Consider the following 16,144-nt stretch of genomic DNA (forward strand, 5'->3'; position numbering starts at 1 on the left):
AAAGGCCGATGAGCCTCCCCACCGGTACCCATGTCCTGCCCGATCCGCAGGCGGTCGCCCGCGAGGCGGCCGAGCGGCTGATCGTGGCCTGCGGCGAGACCGAATCCGATCGGATCGCGATCTGCCTGTCCGGCGGCTCGACCCCAAGAGTGCTCTACGGCCTCCTCGCCGGCCCGGACTATGCCGCCCGGGTGCCGTGGGAGCGGATCCACTGGTTCTTCGGCGACGACCGGGTGGTCCCCTGGGACGATGAGCGCAGCAACGTCCGGATGGTCCGCGAGGCGTTCGGGCACGGGTCCCGGATCCCGTCGACGCACCTGCACTTCATCCCTTCCGACGAGGGGGCGAAGATCGGGGCCCGGGCCTACGAGCGCGTTCTACTCGACTTCTACGGGGCCGAAACCCTCGACCCCGCCCGGCCGCTGTTCGATCTGGTGCTGCTCGGCCTCGGCGAGGACGGCCACACCGCCTCCCTGTTCCCCGGCAAGCCGGCGGTCGAGGAGACCGCGCGCCTGGTCGCGCCCGTGCCTGAAGCCGGCTTGGCGCCGTTCGTGCCGCGTATCAGCCTGACGCTCCCGGCCCTGGCCTCCTCGCGGCACGTGCTGTTCCTGGTCACCGGCGCCGGCAAGCGCGAACCCCTGGCCCGGCTCGCCGCCGGAGAAGATCTGCCCGCGGGCCGGGTCACCAGTGTCGGTGACGTAGCCTGGCTGCTCGACGCGGCCGCCGCCGGTTGAAGGCCTGCGCGGGCCGTTACGGTCTGGCAAGACGGTGGCGCTAGACCGGGTTGCCTGCTGCGTGGTCCGGATCCGATCGCGTCGCAGCGGCGGTTCCATGCCACGAAGGGCCAGATGCGCGCGGGCACGGTCGTCCTCTACATCGATCAGGCTGCCCGCCGCGCTGATCTGCTGCTGGCGCTGCAACAGGTCGCCCCCTGCACGGTGCTGGACACCGCCGCGATGCCGCCCGCCGGCCCCTGTCTCGCTCTGGTGGCCGACCTCGACCTGCTTCAGCCCTCCCCGCTCGTCGGCCTGCGGACGCTGATCGCCGCCTCCCCGGCCCTGCCGCGGATTTTTCTGATGCGCAGCATGGGCGCTCGCAGCCTGTCGGCGGCGCGCGGGCTCGGGGCGCGGCTCTGCCTGCCCGAGGACACGCCGGTCGGAACCGTGGTCGAGGCCCTGCGGGCGCAGCTCTCACCCGTCTCGGACGTTCCCAAGCCCGGTGCGCGCAGTAAGTCTCCGCTGGTCGTCCAGGCCGCCGACAAGGCCGGCGCGGTGATCGCCAACCTGCTCGATGCCGCGCGGGATTCCGGCAGGGTCGATGCCGCCCTGGTCAATGACGGCCTGGAGCCGATCCTCGGGGCGATCGGCCAGGGCGGCCTGACCGCCTGGCTCGACACGGTGCGCGCCTACGACGACGCCACCTATCAGCATTGCCTGTTGGTGGCTGGCCTCGCCGCGACCTTCGCGATCGATCTCGGCTTCTCGCCGGCCGACCGCCAGCAACTCGTGCGCGCCGCCCTGGTCCACGATGTCGGCAAGGCCAGGATCCCCCTGGCGATCCTGAACAAGGCCGGCCCCCTCGACCCGGCCGAGCGGGCGGTGATGCGCACGCATGCCGCCCTCGGGCACCAAATCCTGGTCCAGGCCGGCGGCTTTGACGACGCCGTGCTCAAGGTGGTGCGCCACCACCACGAATTGCTCGACGGCTCGGGCTACCCGGACGGCCTCGCCGGCGAGGCCATCGACGACATCGTCCGCCTCATCACCGTCTGCGACGTCTACGCGGCCCTGGTCGAGCGCCGCCCCTACCGGGCCCCAATGCCGGCCGCCGCAGCCATGACGATCCTGCACGGCATGGGCGGCAAGCTCGACAGGACTCTGGTGCGCGCCTTCGAGCGCTCCGTCGCCGGGTCCTGACCGGCGCTTGCGGGTGCCGAAGCACGATCCGGTCCCCTATCCCGCGCCGTCATTGCGAGCGCAGCGAAGCAACCCAGGGAAACGCCACATTCGGAGATCGCGCGCTGCCCTGGGTTGCTTCGCTGCGCTCGCAACGACGGGGGTTGAGCTGCGCACGGATCGACCAAAAATCGCATGAGACGCGCGCTGATCTTATTGCGCTACATCAGGCCGACGTGCGAACTCACCCCACATCTTTCGATGAGGTTGAAATGACATTTCTACCTTTCGCCCTTCTGCGCGATCACATTGCTCAGGCAGTCCATTCGAGCGCCAACTTCGCAACCCGTCTCCGGCCCCTCCGCGCTAGGCTTCACGCAGCCTGACGGAGGGCCTTTGAGGAGAGTGCGCATGACCCCGCTGACCCATCCAGCCGAAGTCGAGGCGATGTTGGCGGATCTCGCGCTCTCGGCCCGGCGCTCCCCGGACGCCTATCTCGCCTCAGCCCGGGCGACCCTGCTGAAGATCCTGGCGCGGCCGGACTTGCTGGACCCGACGCAGCTCGTCGCGCCGCCGGAGGGCCTCGGCCGCAATCTGCTGTTCGGCACCCGGGCGCTCAGCGTCTGGGCCATGGTGTGGAGCCCCGGTGCGGTGACGCCCGTGCACGATCACCACTGCTCCTGCTGCTTCGGCCTGCTCAGCGGCAGCCTGCGCGAGACCTGGTATCGCCCGATCAGCGACACGCATGCGGTCGCGACCCTGGATGTGGTCCGGGTACCCGGCTACGTGGCCTGCATGATGCCCTCGGGGCCGAACCTGCACCGGATCGCCAATGACGGTCCGGACCCGGCGATCTCGATCCACGTCTACGGCTACGACCACCGGGCGCAGGCTTCTTCGGTCCACCGCACCTATGAGGTCGCGGCGGGGTGATGTGACACCCACGCCGTCATTGCGAGCGCAGCGAAGCAACCTAGGGAAACGCCAGCGTTCTGAGACCGCGCGCGACACTGGGTTGCTTCGCTGCGCTCGCAATGACGGTGGAGGGGGCCGCCCGACCCGAAACCGTCACTCCATATAAATGGTCGGCACGGCGGTCGTGTACTTCATCTCCTCCATGGCGATGGAGGAGGACAGGTTCGAGAATTCGAGCTTGGCGATGAGCCGCTGGTAGACGGCGTCGTAGGTCTCGATGTCGGGCACGACGATGCGCAGGAGGTAGTCGATCTCGCCGGTGAGCCGCCAGGCCTCGACGATCTCCGGGAAGCCGGCGACGACCCGGCGAAACGCGTCGGACCAGTCGGCCGCGTGGCGGGGCGCCTTTACGGCCACGAACACCGTGGTCGGGACGTTGACCTTGCGCCGGTCCACCAGGGCGACCCGGCCGCGGATCACGCCTGAGGCTTCCAGCTTCTTGACCCGGCGCCAGCACGGGGCGGCGCTGACGCCGACCCGCTCGGCCAGCTCGGCGACCGGCAGCGTCGCGTCCTGCTGGAGGACGTCCAGGATTTTTCGGTCCACCGCGTCCATGCGAAAGCTGCTCCCGCGCGGGGTCCGGGCTGCCGGGTCTACAGGAAGAAGTGCTTCGAGAGCTTCAGCCCCTGGGCCTGATAGTTCGAGCCGGCCCCCGCACCGTAGAGGGTTTTGGGGATTGCCAGCATCCGCTCGTAGACGAGCCGGCCGACGATCTGGCCGTCCTCCAGCAGGAACGGCACGTCGCGGGAGCGGACTTCGAGCACCGCGCGGGCGCCCGCGCCGCCGGCCCCGGCATGGCCGAAGCCGGGGTCGAAGAACCCGGCGTAATGGACCCGGAACTCGCCGACCAGGGGATCGAACGGCACCATCTCGGCGGCGTGGTCCGGGGGGACCTGTACCGATTCCTTGGACGCCAGGATGTAGAACTGGCCGGGATCGAGGATCAGGGCGCCCGATCCGTCCGCCACCAGGGGCTCCCAGAAATCCACCGCCCGGTGGCGACCCGGGGCGTCGACATCGACGAGGCCAGTATGGCGCTTGGCCCGGTAGCCGATCAGCCCGTCGAACCCGGAGAGGTCCACCGACACCGCCACGCCACCGTGGAAGGACGGGGCGTCGGAATCGACCAGCGGCGCGCGCAGGTGCAATTGGCCGAGTTCCGCCTCGGTCAGCCGGGGCGATCCCTGGCGGAACCGGATCTGCGACAGGCGCGAGCCGGTCCGGACCAAGACCGGGAAGGTGCGCGGCGAGATCTCGGCGTAGAGCGGCCCGGTATAGCCGGGCTCGACCTGATCGAACGCCTCCCCCCGGTCGGTGATCACCCGGGTGAACACGTCGATGCGGCCGGTGGAGCTTTTTGGATTGGCTGCGGCCGCCAAGTTGCCGGGCAGCGCCAAGCCTTCCTGCAATTCGGCGATGTAGACGCAGCCGGTTTCCAGCACCGCGCTGGGGCGCAGGTCGATCCGGTGCAGCGACAGGCGCTCGACGCAGGCCTGGACCGTGCGGCTCGCGCCCGGCAGGAAGCTGGTGCGGACCCGGTAGGCGGTGGCGCCGAGGCGTAGATCGAGGCTCGCGGGCTGGATCTGGTCGCCCGCGAAGGCCTCGGCCACGCGGATGCCGCCCGCCTGGGCCAGCGCGGCGATCGCCTCGGCCGGCAGGATGCCGGAGCGGGTCCCGGCGCTCGAATCGGCGTCGCCCGACTTGGCGGCCTGCGAATCTGCGGCATCCGTGCCTGCGCCCGCGTTCATCGCGCATCGACTCCTTCGCGCGCCTCCGGGTGGATCCGCGTTCCTACACGTTCTCCGACGGGACTGGCTAATGCCCGCTTAACCGAGAGCGCGGGTCGCCCAGTGCCGCTTCCTGCCACGGTTCGACAGGCCTGCGACATCATCCGCGCGAGGTAGTCCGCCGCAATTGACGCCGATTTCACTGCCCACTACCACCGCGAGTGAAGCGCGTTCAATTCGTCTTCATCGAATCGCACCGTTCGAAGAAGGGCCTAATAGGGCGATGTACAAGGCCGAGACGCGGGGAATTCGAGTGACCGTTCAGCCCCGCTTCGTCGAGGAGGAATCCTCCCCGAACGAGAGCCGCTATTTCTTCGCCTATACGGTCGAGATCGTGAACACCGGCAGCGAGCAGGTGCAGTTGCGCTCCCGCCACTGGCGGATCATCGACGGCCACGGCGCCTGCCAGGAAGTGCGGGGGACGGGCGTGGTCGGCAAGCAGCCCGTGCTGGAGCCGGGCGAGTCCTTCTGCTACACCAGCGGCTGCCCGCTCAACACGCCCGATGGCCTGATGGCCGGCAGCTACACCATGGCGACGGTGGCCGGCGAGAGCTTCGAGGCCGAGATTCCCGCCTTCTCCCTCGACAGCCCCCACGTCCGCCGCAGCCTGCACTGAGGTCCCGGCGCCGGGGCCTCGCTCCGGAGGGATCCATGTCTGGGAACGGCGAGCGGCTCAGCCCGCTCGACATGCTCGCCCGCCTCGTGTCGTTCGATACCGAGAGCGTCAAGTCGAACCTCGCCCTGATCGATTCCGTCTGCGCCTATCTCGACGGCTGGGGCGTCCCCTATCTGCGTTTGCCGAACGCGGCCGGCGACAAGGCGGCCCTGTTCGCCACGATCGGCCCGATGGTCGAGGGCGGTGTCGTCCTCTCCGGCCATACCGACGTGGTCCCGGTGGCGGGCCAGGCCTGGACCAGCGACCCGTTCACCCTGCGGGTCGCCGACGGACGGGCCTATGGCCGCGGCGCCGTCGACATGAAGGCGTTCGACGCCCTGGCGCTGGCCCTGGTGCCCGACATGCTCGCCGCCGATCTGAAGCGGCCGATCCACATCCTGCTCTCCTACGACGAGGAGACCACCTGCCTCGGCTCCATGGACGCGATCACCCGGTTCGGCGCCGACCTGCCGCGCCCCGGTGCCGTGATCGTCGGCGAGCCGACCGGGATGGAGGTGGCGGACGCGCATAAGAGCATCGTCACCTGCCTGACCATCGTGCACGGCCGCGAGGCCCATTCCGCCCGGCCGGCCCTCGGGGCGAACGCGGTGGCGGCGGCCTGCGAGCTGGTCGCCGGGCTCAGCCGGATCGCCGACCGGATGATCGAGCGCGGCGACGCGTCGGGGCGGTTCGATCCGGCCGCGACCACGGTCCATGTCGGGACGATCCACGGCGGCACCGCACGCAACATCCTCGCCAAGGAGTGCCGCTTCCACTGGGAGTATCGCGGCCTGCCGGACCTCGACCCGGGCGAGATCCCGCGCCTGTTCGCCGAGGAGGTCGAGCGGGTGACGCGCGAGCGCCTGAACCGCTACGGTGATTACGGGCGAATCGAGACGATCGAGGAGGTCGACATTCCGGGGCTCGCACCCGAACCCGGCTCCGAGGCCGAATTGCTCTGCCTGCGGCTCGCCGGGCGCAACCGCACGATCGCGGTACCCTATGCCACCGAGGCCGGGCGCTTCCAGCAGGCCGGGATCCCGACCGTCGTCTGCGGGCCCGGAGACATCGCCCAGGCCCACCAACCCGACGAATTCATCACCCTCGATGCGCTCGGCAAGGGCGAGCGGTTCCTGAGGGCCCTGATCGAGGCTTACGCGTCATGAACGCGCTAATCGGCATCACCATCAAGCTGCGCCCGCTCGAACGCGAGGACCTGCGCTTCGTCCACCAGCTGAACAACAACGACAGCATCATGCGCTACTGGTTCGAGGAGGCCTACGAGTCCTTCGCCGAACTGCAGCAGCTCTACGAGCGCAACATCCACAACCAGACTGAGCGCCGCTTCATCGTCGCCGACCCGAGCGGCGAGCCCGCCGGGCTGATCGAGCTCGTCGAGATCAACCACCTGCACCGGCGCTGCGAATTCCAGATCGCGATCCACCCGAACTTCCAGGGCCGCGGCTATGCCTGGCAGGCGACCCGGATCGCCATGGATTACGCCTTCAGCGTCCTCAACATCCACAAGCTGTACCTGCACGTGGACCGGGACAATGCGCGGGCGGTGCGGATCTACGAGCGCTGCGGCTTCCACCCCGAGGGCGTCCTGAAGGACGAGTTCTTCGTGAACGGCCGCTATCGCGACGCCGTGCGGATGTGCCTGTTCCAGCCGGAGTACTTGAAGGCCCGGGGCGGCGGCGACATCGCCGAGCCGGTGCTGAAGGTGTGATGGGTTTTCCTGTGAAGACGGTGCCGCGGCCGTCGTCGTCCTTGCTCACGATGTCCGTGCAATCCAGATCTTCCCCCTCATCCTGAGGTGCCGAAGCGCAGCGAAGGCCTCGAAGGAGGGCTCCAGGAAGCCCTGAGGCTTCTGGAGGGCTCCTTCGAGGCCCGCTTGCGCGGTCACCTCAGGATGAGGGTGTGATTGGGAAGGCCGATCGACGGGTCGATCGGCGCCATCGGCCGAAACTCTACTGGTTCGGCTGCGTGTCGATCTCGGCCTCCACCTCCTGCGGGTCGAGGTCGTAGCGCCGGGAGCAGAATTCGCAGGTGATGACGATGCGGCCGTCATCCGCGACGATGTCGCGACGCTCCTGCGGCGAGAACGAGCGGATCATGCCCATCACCCGCTCCCGCGAGCAGCGGCAGGCCTCGTGCACCGGCTGGCGGTCGAACACCCGCACGCCGCGCTCGTGGAACAGCCGGTAGAGCAGGCGCTCGCTCGATACGCTTGGATCGACCAGTTCGTGATCCTCCACGGTGCCGACCAGCGACCGCGCCTCGACCCAGGCATCGTCCTCGACCGCCTGTCCGGACAGGTGGGTGTGGCCCTCCGGGATGTCGCCGGGCGGCAGGTCGGCGAGGCGGGCCCGGTCGATCGACTGCGGCAGGAACTGCACGATCAGCCCGCCGGCGCGCCAACGGCCCGTGCCCTCTTCCACCGCTTCGGCGACCGCGAGGCGCACCTGCGTGGGGATCTGCTCGGACTGGCGGAAATACTGGTGCGCGGCCTCTTCCAGGCTCTGGCCTTCGAGGGCGACGACGCCCTGGTAGCGGCTGGCCGCGGAGCCCTGGTCGATGGTCATGGCGAGGTGGCCGGCGCCGATCAGGTCGGCATCCTTCAGCGGGCGCTCGCCAAGCGCCGCGACCCGCTCCGCGTCGAACCGGGCGGTGGCGCGCAGGCGATCCGGCGCCTCGAAATCGACCACGATCATCGCCACCGGGCCGTCGGTCTTGGTCTGGAGCTGGAAGCGGCCCTCGAACTTCAGCGACGAGCCGAGCAGCACCGTGAGCGCCGCGGCTTCGCCGAGCAGCCGGGCGACGGCATCCGGATAGCCGTGGCGGCGCAGGATCGTGTCCACCGAGGGGCCGAGCCGGACCAGGCGCCCGCGCACGTCGAGGGCCTCGACAGCGAAGGGCAGCACGGCATCGTCCGCACCGTCATGGCCGTTGCCGACCGCCTGCGACTGGGATTGCGACTCTGGTCCTGAGGTCATGCCCGCTCCGATCGATAGGTCCGGTTCCCGCGGCGGCCGCTCACTCGGACACGATGGTCCACCATCGTGCCCAGCCGTCCCACAATGCACGCTCCTTCCCCGGCGGACGTCAGAGACGGCGCGGGTTTCATTCGCAGCCGCGGATGTGCGGTCGAGCGAAGACGATGCGGGTCCCCTCTCCCGTGCGGGAGAGGTCTGCTCTCGCAGAGAGCAGGGTGAGGGATACGACCTATCCGGAAAATCCTAGCCCCTCACCCCAACCCTCTCCCGCAAGGGGAGAGGGAGCGCGGCGCGATCTGCAACAGCAGCCGCGCTTCAAACGCTTATCGCCTGCAGCTCTTGCGGCGAGGGGGAAACGCAGCGTTCCGAGAGGTCTGCTGCCGGATCCGATAGATCGATCCGCTCGTCCGCACTGGAGAGAGCGTGCATTGCGGGCGACAGAAGCTGCCCGCCGCGGCCTATATGGGGCGCAGTCCCGAAAAGCGCGAGCCCGGGATCAGGACTCGCCCGCGCCCAGGCAAAACGCCAAAATCCCCTTCTGCGCATGCAGGCGGTTCTCGGCCTCGTCGAACACCACCGAGCGCGGCCCGTCCATGACCTCGGCCGTGACCTCCTCGCCGCGGTGGGCTGGCAGGCAGTGCATGAAGATCGCGTCCGGGTTGGCGGCCGCCATCAGCGCGGCGTTCACCTGGTAGGGGCTCAGCAGGTTGTGGCGGTGACCCTCGTCATCGTCGCCCATCGAGACCCAGCAATCCGTCACGACGGCATCCGCGCCCTTCACCGCCGCGAAGGCGTCGGTGGTGACGGTGATGTTCGCGCCCTCGCCCTTCGCCCACGCGATCAGGCCCGGGGGCGGCGCGAGCTCGGGGGGGCTGGCGATGTTCAGGCTGAAGTCGAGCCGCGCGGCCGCGTGGACCCAGCTCGCCAGGACGTTGTTGGAATCGCCCGACCAGGCCACGGTGCGGCCCTTGATCGGCCCGCGATGCTCCTCGAAGGTCATCACGTCGGCCATGATCTGGCAGGGATGCGAGACCTTGGTCAGCGCGTTGATCACCGGCACGGTGGCGTGCTCGGCCAGCTCCAGCATCTGCCCGTGGTCGAGGATGCGGATCATGATCGCGTCGACGAAGCGCGACAGCACCTGGGCGGTGTCGCCGATGGTCTCGCCGCGGCCGAGCTGCATCTCGGAGCCGGTGAGCATCAGGGTCTCGCCGCCGAGCTCGCGCATCGCCACGTCGAACGAGACGCGGGTCCGGGTCGAGGGCCGGTCGAACACCATCGCGAGGGTCTTGCCCACGAGCGGACGCACGGCGGCGCGCTCGCCCTTGCGGCGGTGCGCCTTCATGGCGGCGCTCGCGTCGAGCACCCCGCGCAGGTCCGCCCCGGAGAAGTCCTTGAGGTCGAGAAAGTGGCGGGGGCCGGCACCGTTCAGGTGCGGGACTGGGGCACGCGCCCGGCCGTCAATCTGGGCTTTCATCGCGTCACGTTCGCTAGAGCCTGCTCCACGATCACCTGATCATGAACGACACTCTATCTCCTGGTGAGGGGCATTCTCATCACGCGCGGCGGGGATCGACCGCACCCGAAAATGCTTCGCACCGCCCTGCGCCGGAACGCGGCGCAGGGCGGTGATTCGTGTAGAGCGGGATCGGCCTGCTATTCAGCGGCCCCGCGCAGGGCTTCGAAGGAGGAGGCGGCCTGGTCGAGCCGCCCCACCGCCTCGTCGATCTCGCTGTCGCCGACGATCAGCGGCGGCAGCAGACGGACGATGTTGTCGCCGGCCGGGATCACCAACAGGTGGGCGGCCCGGGCGGCGGCGGCGAAATCGGTGTTCGGCACGCCGAGCTTGAGGCCGAGCATCAGGCCCTCGCCGCGGATCTCCTGGAACACGTGCGGGTGGCGGTCGCGCAAGGACGCGAGCTTCTGCTTGAGCAGCAGCCCGGCATGAGCGACGCGGTCGAGGAAGCCGTCCGCCAGCACCACGTCGAGCACGGCGTTGCCCACCGCCATCGCGAGCGGGTTGCCGCCGAAGGTGGTGCCGTGGCTGCCGGCGGTCATGCCGCGCGCCGCCTCGCTTGTGGCAAGGCACGCGCCCATCGGGAAGCCGCCGCCGATGCCCTTGGCCACGCTCATGATGTCCGGGGTGATGCCGGACCATTCATGGGCGAACAGCTTGCCGGTACGCCCGACGCCGGTCTGGACCTCGTCCATGATCAGCAGCAGGCCGTTCGCGTCGCAGATCTCGCGCAGGCGGCGCAGGTCCGCGTGCGGGATGACGCGCACGCCGCCCTCGCCCTGGATCGGCTCGATCATCAGGGCGGCCGTCTCCGGCCCGATCGCCGCCTCCAGCGCGTCGTAGTCGCCGGCCGGGACCTGGTCGAATCCGTCGACCTTCGGCCCGAAACCCTCGATGTATTTCTGCTGGCCGCCGGCCGCGAGCGTCGCCAGGGTCCGCCCGTGGAAGGCGCCCGCGAAGGTGACGATCCGGTAGCGCTCCGGGTTGCCACCGGCGGCGTGGTACTTCCGGGCGATCTTGATCGCCGCCTCGTTGGCCTCGGCCCCCGAGTTGCAGAAGAACACCACGTCCGCGAAGGTCGCGTCCACGAGGCGCCGGCCGAAGCGCTCGCCGCCCGGGATCTCAAACAGGTTCGACGTGTGCCAGATCCGGCCGGCCTGCTCGGTGAGCGCGCCGACGAGGTGCGGATGGGCGTGGCCGAGGCCGTTGACCGCGATGCCGGCGCCGAAATCGAGGTATCGCTCCCCGGCCTCCGTCACGAGCCAGGCGCCCTCGCCGCGCTCGAAAGCGAGCGGCGCGCGGACGTAGGTCGGCAGAAGGGCTGACGTCACGGATCCCGTCTCCGTATCTCAGAAGGCGCGGAGCAAGCGTTGTGCCGGCTCCAAATGAAAGTGCCGCCTCGTCATGGGCGGCACGCGCGCGATTACTATGAAACGACCCGCTCCTGTCAACGTTGCGGGGTCGATTCCGGGCGCGCGGCTGCTCTGCACGATGCTTGCGCGCGCCGGATTTCAGAGCCGCATTGCTGGGTTGGAGCCGTTCCCGATCACAACGCGACCGGGAACGGCTCTCGATCCCTGAGGTGGCGCGCTCGCTTGCGCCGAACCGGCATCCACGTCGGCGGCGAGCACTCGAGTCCCCTTGCGCGGCGGGGCGCGGTCATGCTCCTGCTCCCGCCGAGTCGAGTCAGCGCGGGAGAATCCCATGAGCACGATCAAGGAACGCCTCGAGACGCTGGGCCTCGCCCTGCCGAAGGCGGCGGCACCGGTGGCGAACTATGTGCCGTTCGTGCGCACCGGCAACCTCGTGGTGATCTCTGGCCAGGTCTGCTTCGGCGCGGACGGCACCATCGCCCCCGAGCACAAGGGCAAGGTCGGCGGCAGCGTCTCACCCGAGGCCGGCAAGGCGGCCGCCCGGCTCTGCGCCCTCAACGTCCTGGCCCAGCTCGAAGCCGCGGTGGGCGATCTCGATCGCGCCCTGGAGCAATGCGTGCGGCTGGGCGGCTTCATCAACGCCGCGCCCGGTTTTTCCGCGGTGGCCGGGGTGATGAACGGCGCCTCCGACCTGATGGTCGAGCTGTTGGGTGATAGCGGGCGCCATGCCCGCTCGACGGTCGGCGTCGCCGAATTGCCCCTCGACGCCGCGGTCGAGGTCGAGGCGATCTTCGAGGTCCGCTAGGCGTGGCCGCGCCCGACTGGCTGACCGCGCGGCCGATCGCCCATCGCGGGCTGCACGACCGGGCGGCGGGCCGGCCGGAGAACACCCTGGCCGCCGCCTGCGCCGCGGTGGCCGGCGGCTTTGCTATCGAGTGCGACGTTCAGCTGAGCGCCGACGGCGAGGCGATGGTGTTCCACGACCCCGCCCTCGGTCGGCTGACCGAGGCGAGCGAGGCGATCGGCACCAAGTCGGCGGCCGAGCTCGGGGCGCTTGCGGTCGCCGGGACCTCGGAGACGATCCCGACGCTCACGGATTTCCTGGCCGCGGTGGCCGGGGCGGTGCCGGTCGTGATCGAGGTCAAATCCCGTTACGACGGCGATCCGCGGCTGGCGACCCGGGCGGCCGCGATCGCCGCCGCCTATTCTGGCCCGGTGGCGCTGAAATCCTTCGATCCGCAGGTGGTCGCGGCGCTCCGCGACCTGTGCCCGCCGGCAATCCCCCGGGGCATCGTCGCCGAGACCACCCAGGACGACCCGGCCTATGCCGGCATGCCCTGGGCAACGCGCCGGGCCCTGTCCAACCTGCTGCATTTCTCAGACTCGCGGCCGGACTTCCTGTCCTGGCGGGTCGACGACCTGCCCTGCGCGCCGACCTACCTATGCCGGCTCCTCAGCCGCATCCCGGTGATGGCCTGGACGGTGCGGACCGAGGACCAGCGCGCCCGCGCGGGCGCGCACGCAGACCAGATGGTGTTCGAGGGCTTCGTCCCGTGACCGGGACGAGCCGCCGGATTGCCGGGCTTGGAGTGGCGCCCCGAACAATCCGGCTTACGGCGTCGGAACCGCCGTCGTGAACGACGCCGTCGTCAGGTCGCGGCCCGTCCCGGTGGAGAGGGTTGCCAGGAACGCCAGCAGGTCGGCCCGCTCCGTCGCGCTGAGGTGGAGCGGCTTGATCGATCGGGAGCGGCTCGGACGGTCGATCCCGCCGCGGTCGTAGAGGTCGATCACCGCCTCCAGGGTCGCGACCGAGCCGTCATGCATGTAGGGGCCGCGCTTGCCGATCTCCCGGAGCGTCGGGGTCTTGAAGGCGTAGCGCAGGGCGGCCGAAGTCGGCTTGAGGCGGCCGCGGCCGATATCGGTGCCGGTGCCGACGCCGATGTCTTGGAACGAGTTGTCCGTGAACGACCAGCCGGAATGGCAGCTGGCGCAATCGGCCCGGCCGTTGAACAGGTCGAAGCCGCGCTTGGCCGGCTCGCCGATGGCGGCCTCGTTGCCGGCGATCCAGCGGTCGAACGGGGTGGTTCCGCTGACGATCAGGCGCTCGAACGTCGCCAGCGCCGCCTCCAGCTGGTCCCGGGTGATGGCGGAATCGTTGAACGCGGCGGCGAAGGCGGCGGCGTAGCTCGAATCAGCGGACAGCCGGGCAAGCGCGTCGGCCATCGGCAGGTTCATGTTGGTCGGCGACGTCATCGGCATCGCGGCGACGGCTTCGAGGGTCTTGAACTTCCCGTCCCAGCCCATCGGGCCGTCCTGCCAGGCGACGTTGATCAGGGTCGGCGTGCGCAGGTCCATGTCGCCCTGCATGCGCGTCGCGGCGCGGGCGCGCCCGTCGCCCCAGGCGAGATCCGGGACGTGGCAGGTCGCGCAGGCGCGGCTGCCGTCGCCGGACAGGATCGGATCGAAGAACAGGCGTCGACCGAGCTCGGCCTTGGCGGCGGAATAGGGATTCTCGCTGGGGAACGGGATCTCGGCGGGCGGGCGATAGGCGTCGCGCCAGCCGGCGCGGCGCGGATCACCACCGCTTCCGACTCCGGCTGCCATGCCGACCAATCCGAGAAGCCCCGCGATTGCGGCGCCGACCTTCCAAGCCATCACCGACCTCACCGGTGAGCTTTAGGCCGGTATTCGTTGACGAGCGATGAATCCGAATAGGAAGATCGGTCTTCACGAGCGTATTGGCGGGTGCAGAGTGCCGCACCCAGGCATTTTCGTCGTAAAATCTGTGATGCGCGACGTCACTCCAGCCGGATGGAGACGCTGTCGCTCGCCCCCGTTGCATCGAGAACCGAGATCCGGGCGAAGCCGGCCCCGCCCGGGATCCACTCGGCCCGGCGCCGCGGCGTCTGCGCCACGGGCTGACCGTCGACCAGCCAAGTCAGCGGCGGCACCCCGCCGAGCGCCTTGAGGGCGAGGCCCGGGCCGGTCCCGCCGCCTTCTTCCGCACGCGCGTTCGCCAGACCGAGATCGATTCGCGCCCCGTCCGGGGGATAGGCGATCCTGAGCGTCGGACCCTGTGCATCCGGCCCATCGCGATGCAGGCGGCGCAGCGGCGGTGGCAAGCCGCCGGACTCGGCCGCGCTCAGCGCGTCGCGGGGCTGCGGGACCGGCTCCGGCTCGGTGCCGAGGCGCGCGAAGGCGTCGAACAGGATCGGGGCGGCGGCGACGCGGCCGACGAGGCCGGGCACCGGGGCGCCGTCGGGGCGCCCGATCCAGACCGCCACCGTGACGTGCCGGTCGAAACCCGCCGCCCAGGCGTCGCGGTAGCCGAACGACGTGCCGGTCTTGTAGGCGATGCGGTTCGGCAGCGCGTTCTCCGGCGGCGGCGTCCCGCGCAGGATGTCGGCGACGTACCAGGCCGCTACCGGCTCGGTAACCCGGTGCTCCGCGCCGGTGGCGGCTGAATCCCCGGCCCGGCGCAGAATGTCCGGCACCGTGCCGCCGCGGGCCAGCCCGGCATAGAGCCGCGCGAGGTCGGTGAGCGTGATGCCGAGACCGCCGAGCGCCACCGGCAGGCCCGGGGCCGCCTCACGGGGGAGCTGGATCCCGGCGCCGGCCGCCCGCAGCCGGGCGATGAAGCGCGCCGGTCCCACCGCCTCCATCAGCGCCACCGCGGGCACGTTGAGCGAGAGCTGCAGGGCGCGCCTTGCGGTGACCGTCCCCTGGAAGGTCAGGTCGAAATTCTCCGGCGCGTAGCTCGCCGAGAACCGCGCCGGGCGGTCCTCCAGCAGCGTCTCGGGATGGGCGAGCCCGTTCTCGAAGGCCAGGGCGTAGACGAACGGCTTCAGGGCCGAGCCCGGCGAGCGCACGGCCAGGGTCATGTCGATCGCCCCGCGCCGGCTCGGATCGAGATAGCCGGCGCTGCCGACCTGGGCGATGACGCGGCCGTCGCGATTGTCGAGCACCAGGATCGCGGCTGAGAGGGCCGGCCCCGTCGCTGCGGCGCGCTCGGCCGCCAGGGCCTCCAGCCGCGCTTGCAGCCGCCCGTCGATGGACAGGCGGATCACCGGCGCCCCGGGCTCGGCCGCCACCGCCTCCTCGGCGGCGTGGGCGGCCAGCATCGGGAACGGCTTTCGTTCGGTCGGCACCGGCTCCGCCTTGGCGGCTTCGGCCTCCGCCAGGGTGAGAAGGCCCCGGCGCGCCGCCAGATCAAGCACGCGGTCGCGGGCGGCCCGGGCGCGGGCCGGGAACCGGTCCGGCCTGCGGGTCTCGGGGGATTGCGGCAGGGCGACCAGCAGGGCCGCCTGCGCCGCCGTGAGCCGCACCGGCTCCCGCCCGAAATAGGCGAGGCTCGCCGCCCGCACGCCCTCGAGCGGGCCGCCATAGGGGGCGAGTGCCAGGTACAGGTCGAGAAGCGCCGCCTTGCCGAGCCGCCGCTCCAGCGCCACCGCCCGCACCATCTGGCGGAGCTTGGCTTCCAGCGAGCGCCCGTGCCGCGGCTCGACCAGGCGGGCGACCTGCATCGACAGGGTCGAGCCCCCCGACAGGATCCGGCCATGCCCCAGCCATTGGCCGGCGGCGCGCAGGATCGCCACCGGGTCGATGCCGGGATGCGATTGGAAGCGCCGATCCTCGTAGGCGAGCAGCATCGCCCGGTAGCGTGGATCGACGGTCGCCGCGGAGACCGGCAGACGCCAGCGGCCGTCCGCGGTGGCGAAGGGGCGCAGCAACGTGTCGGACCGGTCGAGTACCACCGTCGAGCGCGCCGCGGCCGCCGCCAGATCGAGGGGCGGCAGCGAAACGGCGTAGCGCCAGACCAGCCCGGCGCCCGCCGCGATGAGCCCGACGAAGAGGGCCGCGATCCCGAAGCCCACGGGCGCCGCGCGGCCACGTCGGGTTTCCGGCGGTGCAGCCGCGCTGGGATCAGGCCCGTCGTGCGGCACGCGT

At 70.5% G+C, this 16,144-nt stretch carries 15 protein-coding genes; 8 read left to right on the forward strand and 7 right to left on the reverse strand.

Going from position 1 to position 16,144, the window contains the following annotated elements; genetic code table 11:
• Window positions 1-8 precede the first annotated feature (8 nt).
• The 3 genes from pgl (at window position 9) to MKL20_RS29090 (ending at window position 2,828) form a co-directional block, all read left to right on the forward strand.
• Window positions 9-734, forward strand: a complete 726-nt coding sequence (gene pgl / locus MKL20_RS29080) for a 6-phosphogluconolactonase (RefSeq protein ID WP_244039594.1) — start codon at window positions 9-11, stop codon at window positions 732-734.
• Window positions 735-848: 114 nt separating this feature from the next.
• The gene (locus tag MKL20_RS29085; protein ID WP_244039595.1) at window positions 849-1,916 is read left to right on the forward strand and encodes an HD-GYP domain-containing protein; all 1,068 of its coding nucleotides are present in this window, start codon (window positions 849-851) and stop codon (window positions 1,914-1,916) included.
• Between the two features lie 390 nt (window positions 1,917-2,306).
• Window positions 2,307-2,828 (forward strand): cysteine dioxygenase family protein, encoded by a 522-nt coding sequence (locus MKL20_RS29090; protein ID WP_244039596.1) that lies wholly within the window; start codon window positions 2,307-2,309, stop codon window positions 2,826-2,828.
• Between the two features lie 135 nt (window positions 2,829-2,963).
• Here the strand turns inward: MKL20_RS29090 and MKL20_RS29095 are convergent, their stop codons facing one another.
• Window positions 2,964-3,425, reverse strand: a complete 462-nt coding sequence (locus MKL20_RS29095) for an Lrp/AsnC family transcriptional regulator (protein WP_244039597.1) — start codon at window positions 3,423-3,425, stop codon at window positions 2,964-2,966.
• Between the two features lie 38 nt (window positions 3,426-3,463).
• Entirely contained in the window at window positions 3,464-4,618 is a 1,155-nt protein-coding gene (locus MKL20_RS29100; RefSeq protein WP_244039598.1) for a 2'-deoxycytidine 5'-triphosphate deaminase, read from the reverse strand.
• A gap of 262 nt (window positions 4,619-4,880) precedes the next feature.
• Here MKL20_RS29100 and apaG point away from each other — a divergent pair, with 262 nt between their 5' ends.
• Genes apaG through speG form a run of 3 tightly spaced genes read left to right on the forward strand, consistent with a single transcriptional unit; the run spans window position 4,881 to window position 7,041 of the window.
• On the forward strand, window positions 4,881-5,273 hold the full coding sequence (gene apaG, locus MKL20_RS29105) for a Co2+/Mg2+ efflux protein ApaG (protein ID WP_007562424.1): 393 nt from the start codon (window positions 4,881-4,883) through the stop codon (window positions 5,271-5,273).
• A gap of 35 nt (window positions 5,274-5,308) precedes the next feature.
• Entirely contained in the window at window positions 5,309-6,478 is a 1,170-nt protein-coding gene (argE, locus tag MKL20_RS29110) for an acetylornithine deacetylase (RefSeq protein ID WP_244039599.1), read from the forward strand.
• 14 nt (window positions 6,479-6,492) lie between these two features.
• Window positions 6,493-7,041 (forward strand): spermidine N1-acetyltransferase, encoded by a 549-nt coding sequence (gene speG / locus MKL20_RS29115; RefSeq protein WP_313899049.1) that lies wholly within the window; start codon window positions 6,493-6,495, stop codon window positions 7,039-7,041.
• Window positions 7,042-7,282: 241 nt separating this feature from the next.
• On the opposite strand, the gene MKL20_RS29120 is transcribed toward speG, so the two are convergent.
• The 3 genes from MKL20_RS29120 to MKL20_RS29130 all read right to left on the reverse strand — a co-directional run bounded on the left by MKL20_RS29120 (window position 7,283) and on the right by MKL20_RS29130 (window position 11,155).
• Window positions 7,283-8,308: an Hsp33 family molecular chaperone gene (locus MKL20_RS29120; RefSeq protein WP_244039600.1), complete on the reverse strand. Its 1,026-nt coding sequence runs from the start codon at window positions 8,306-8,308 to the stop codon at window positions 7,283-7,285.
• A 496-nt stretch (window positions 8,309-8,804) separates the two neighbouring features.
• Window positions 8,805-9,785: an ornithine carbamoyltransferase gene (gene argF, locus MKL20_RS29125; protein ID WP_244039601.1), complete on the reverse strand. Its 981-nt coding sequence runs from the start codon at window positions 9,783-9,785 to the stop codon at window positions 8,805-8,807.
• A gap of 179 nt (window positions 9,786-9,964) precedes the next feature.
• Entirely contained in the window at window positions 9,965-11,155 is a 1,191-nt protein-coding gene (locus tag MKL20_RS29130) for an aspartate aminotransferase family protein (protein WP_244039602.1), read from the reverse strand.
• A gap of 373 nt (window positions 11,156-11,528) precedes the next feature.
• Between MKL20_RS29130 and MKL20_RS29135 the strand changes: the two genes are divergently transcribed.
• Together MKL20_RS29135 and MKL20_RS29140 are read left to right on the forward strand one after the other, a co-directional pair.
• Window positions 11,529-12,002 carry a RidA family protein gene (locus MKL20_RS29135; RefSeq protein WP_244039603.1) on the forward strand — a complete coding sequence of 158 codons (474 nt, stop codon included), beginning with the start codon at window positions 11,529-11,531 and terminating at the stop codon, window positions 12,000-12,002.
• Between the two features lie 2 nt (window positions 12,003-12,004).
• The gene (locus tag MKL20_RS29140; protein ID WP_244039604.1) at window positions 12,005-12,754 is read left to right on the forward strand and encodes a glycerophosphodiester phosphodiesterase family protein; all 750 of its coding nucleotides are present in this window, start codon (window positions 12,005-12,007) and stop codon (window positions 12,752-12,754) included.
• A 54-nt stretch (window positions 12,755-12,808) separates the two neighbouring features.
• Here MKL20_RS29140 and MKL20_RS29145 read toward each other — a convergent pair whose 3' ends face one another.
• Complete coding sequence (locus tag MKL20_RS29145) at window positions 12,809-13,852, reverse strand: cytochrome-c peroxidase (RefSeq protein ID WP_244039605.1); 1,044 nt, start codon at window positions 13,850-13,852, stop codon at window positions 12,809-12,811.
• Window positions 13,853-13,995: 143 nt separating this feature from the next.
• Window positions 13,996-16,140, reverse strand: a complete 2,145-nt coding sequence (gene pbpC / locus MKL20_RS29150) for a penicillin-binding protein 1C (RefSeq protein ID WP_409568213.1) — start codon at window positions 16,138-16,140, stop codon at window positions 13,996-13,998.
• Window positions 16,141-16,144: the final 4 nt, after the last annotated feature.

It is taken from the genome of Methylobacterium sp. E-066 (assembly GCF_022829635.1).
Lineage (GTDB): Bacteria > Pseudomonadota > Alphaproteobacteria > Rhizobiales > Beijerinckiaceae > Methylobacterium.

Excerpts from the sequence above, each read along its gene's own strand:
- pgl (WP_244039594.1), top strand. The coding sequence starts at position 9 with ATGAGCCTCCCCACCGGTACCCATGTCCTGCCCGATCCGCAGGCGGTC.
- MKL20_RS29085 (WP_244039595.1), top strand. The coding sequence starts at position 849 with ATGCGCGCGGGCACGGTCGTCCTCTACATCGATCAGGCTGCCCGCCGC.
- MKL20_RS29090 (WP_244039596.1), top strand. The coding sequence starts at position 2,307 with ATGACCCCGCTGACCCATCCAGCCGAAGTCGAGGCGATGTTGGCGGAT.
- MKL20_RS29095 (WP_244039597.1), bottom strand. The coding sequence starts at position 3,425 with ATGGACGCGGTGGACCGAAAAATCCTGGACGTCCTCCAGCAGGACGCG.
- MKL20_RS29100 (WP_244039598.1), bottom strand. The coding sequence starts at position 4,618 with ATGAACGCGGGCGCAGGCACGGATGCCGCAGATTCGCAGGCCGCCAAG.
- apaG (WP_007562424.1), top strand. The coding sequence starts at position 4,881 with ATGTACAAGGCCGAGACGCGGGGAATTCGAGTGACCGTTCAGCCCCGC.
- argE (WP_244039599.1), top strand. The coding sequence starts at position 5,309 with ATGTCTGGGAACGGCGAGCGGCTCAGCCCGCTCGACATGCTCGCCCGC.
- MKL20_RS29120 (WP_244039600.1), bottom strand. The coding sequence starts at position 8,308 with ATGACCTCAGGACCAGAGTCGCAATCCCAGTCGCAGGCGGTCGGCAAC.
- argF (WP_244039601.1), bottom strand. The coding sequence starts at position 9,785 with ATGAAAGCCCAGATTGACGGCCGGGCGCGTGCCCCAGTCCCGCACCTG.
- MKL20_RS29135 (WP_244039603.1), top strand. The coding sequence starts at position 11,529 with ATGAGCACGATCAAGGAACGCCTCGAGACGCTGGGCCTCGCCCTGCCG.
- MKL20_RS29145 (WP_244039605.1), bottom strand. The coding sequence starts at position 13,852 with ATGGCTTGGAAGGTCGGCGCCGCAATCGCGGGGCTTCTCGGATTGGTC.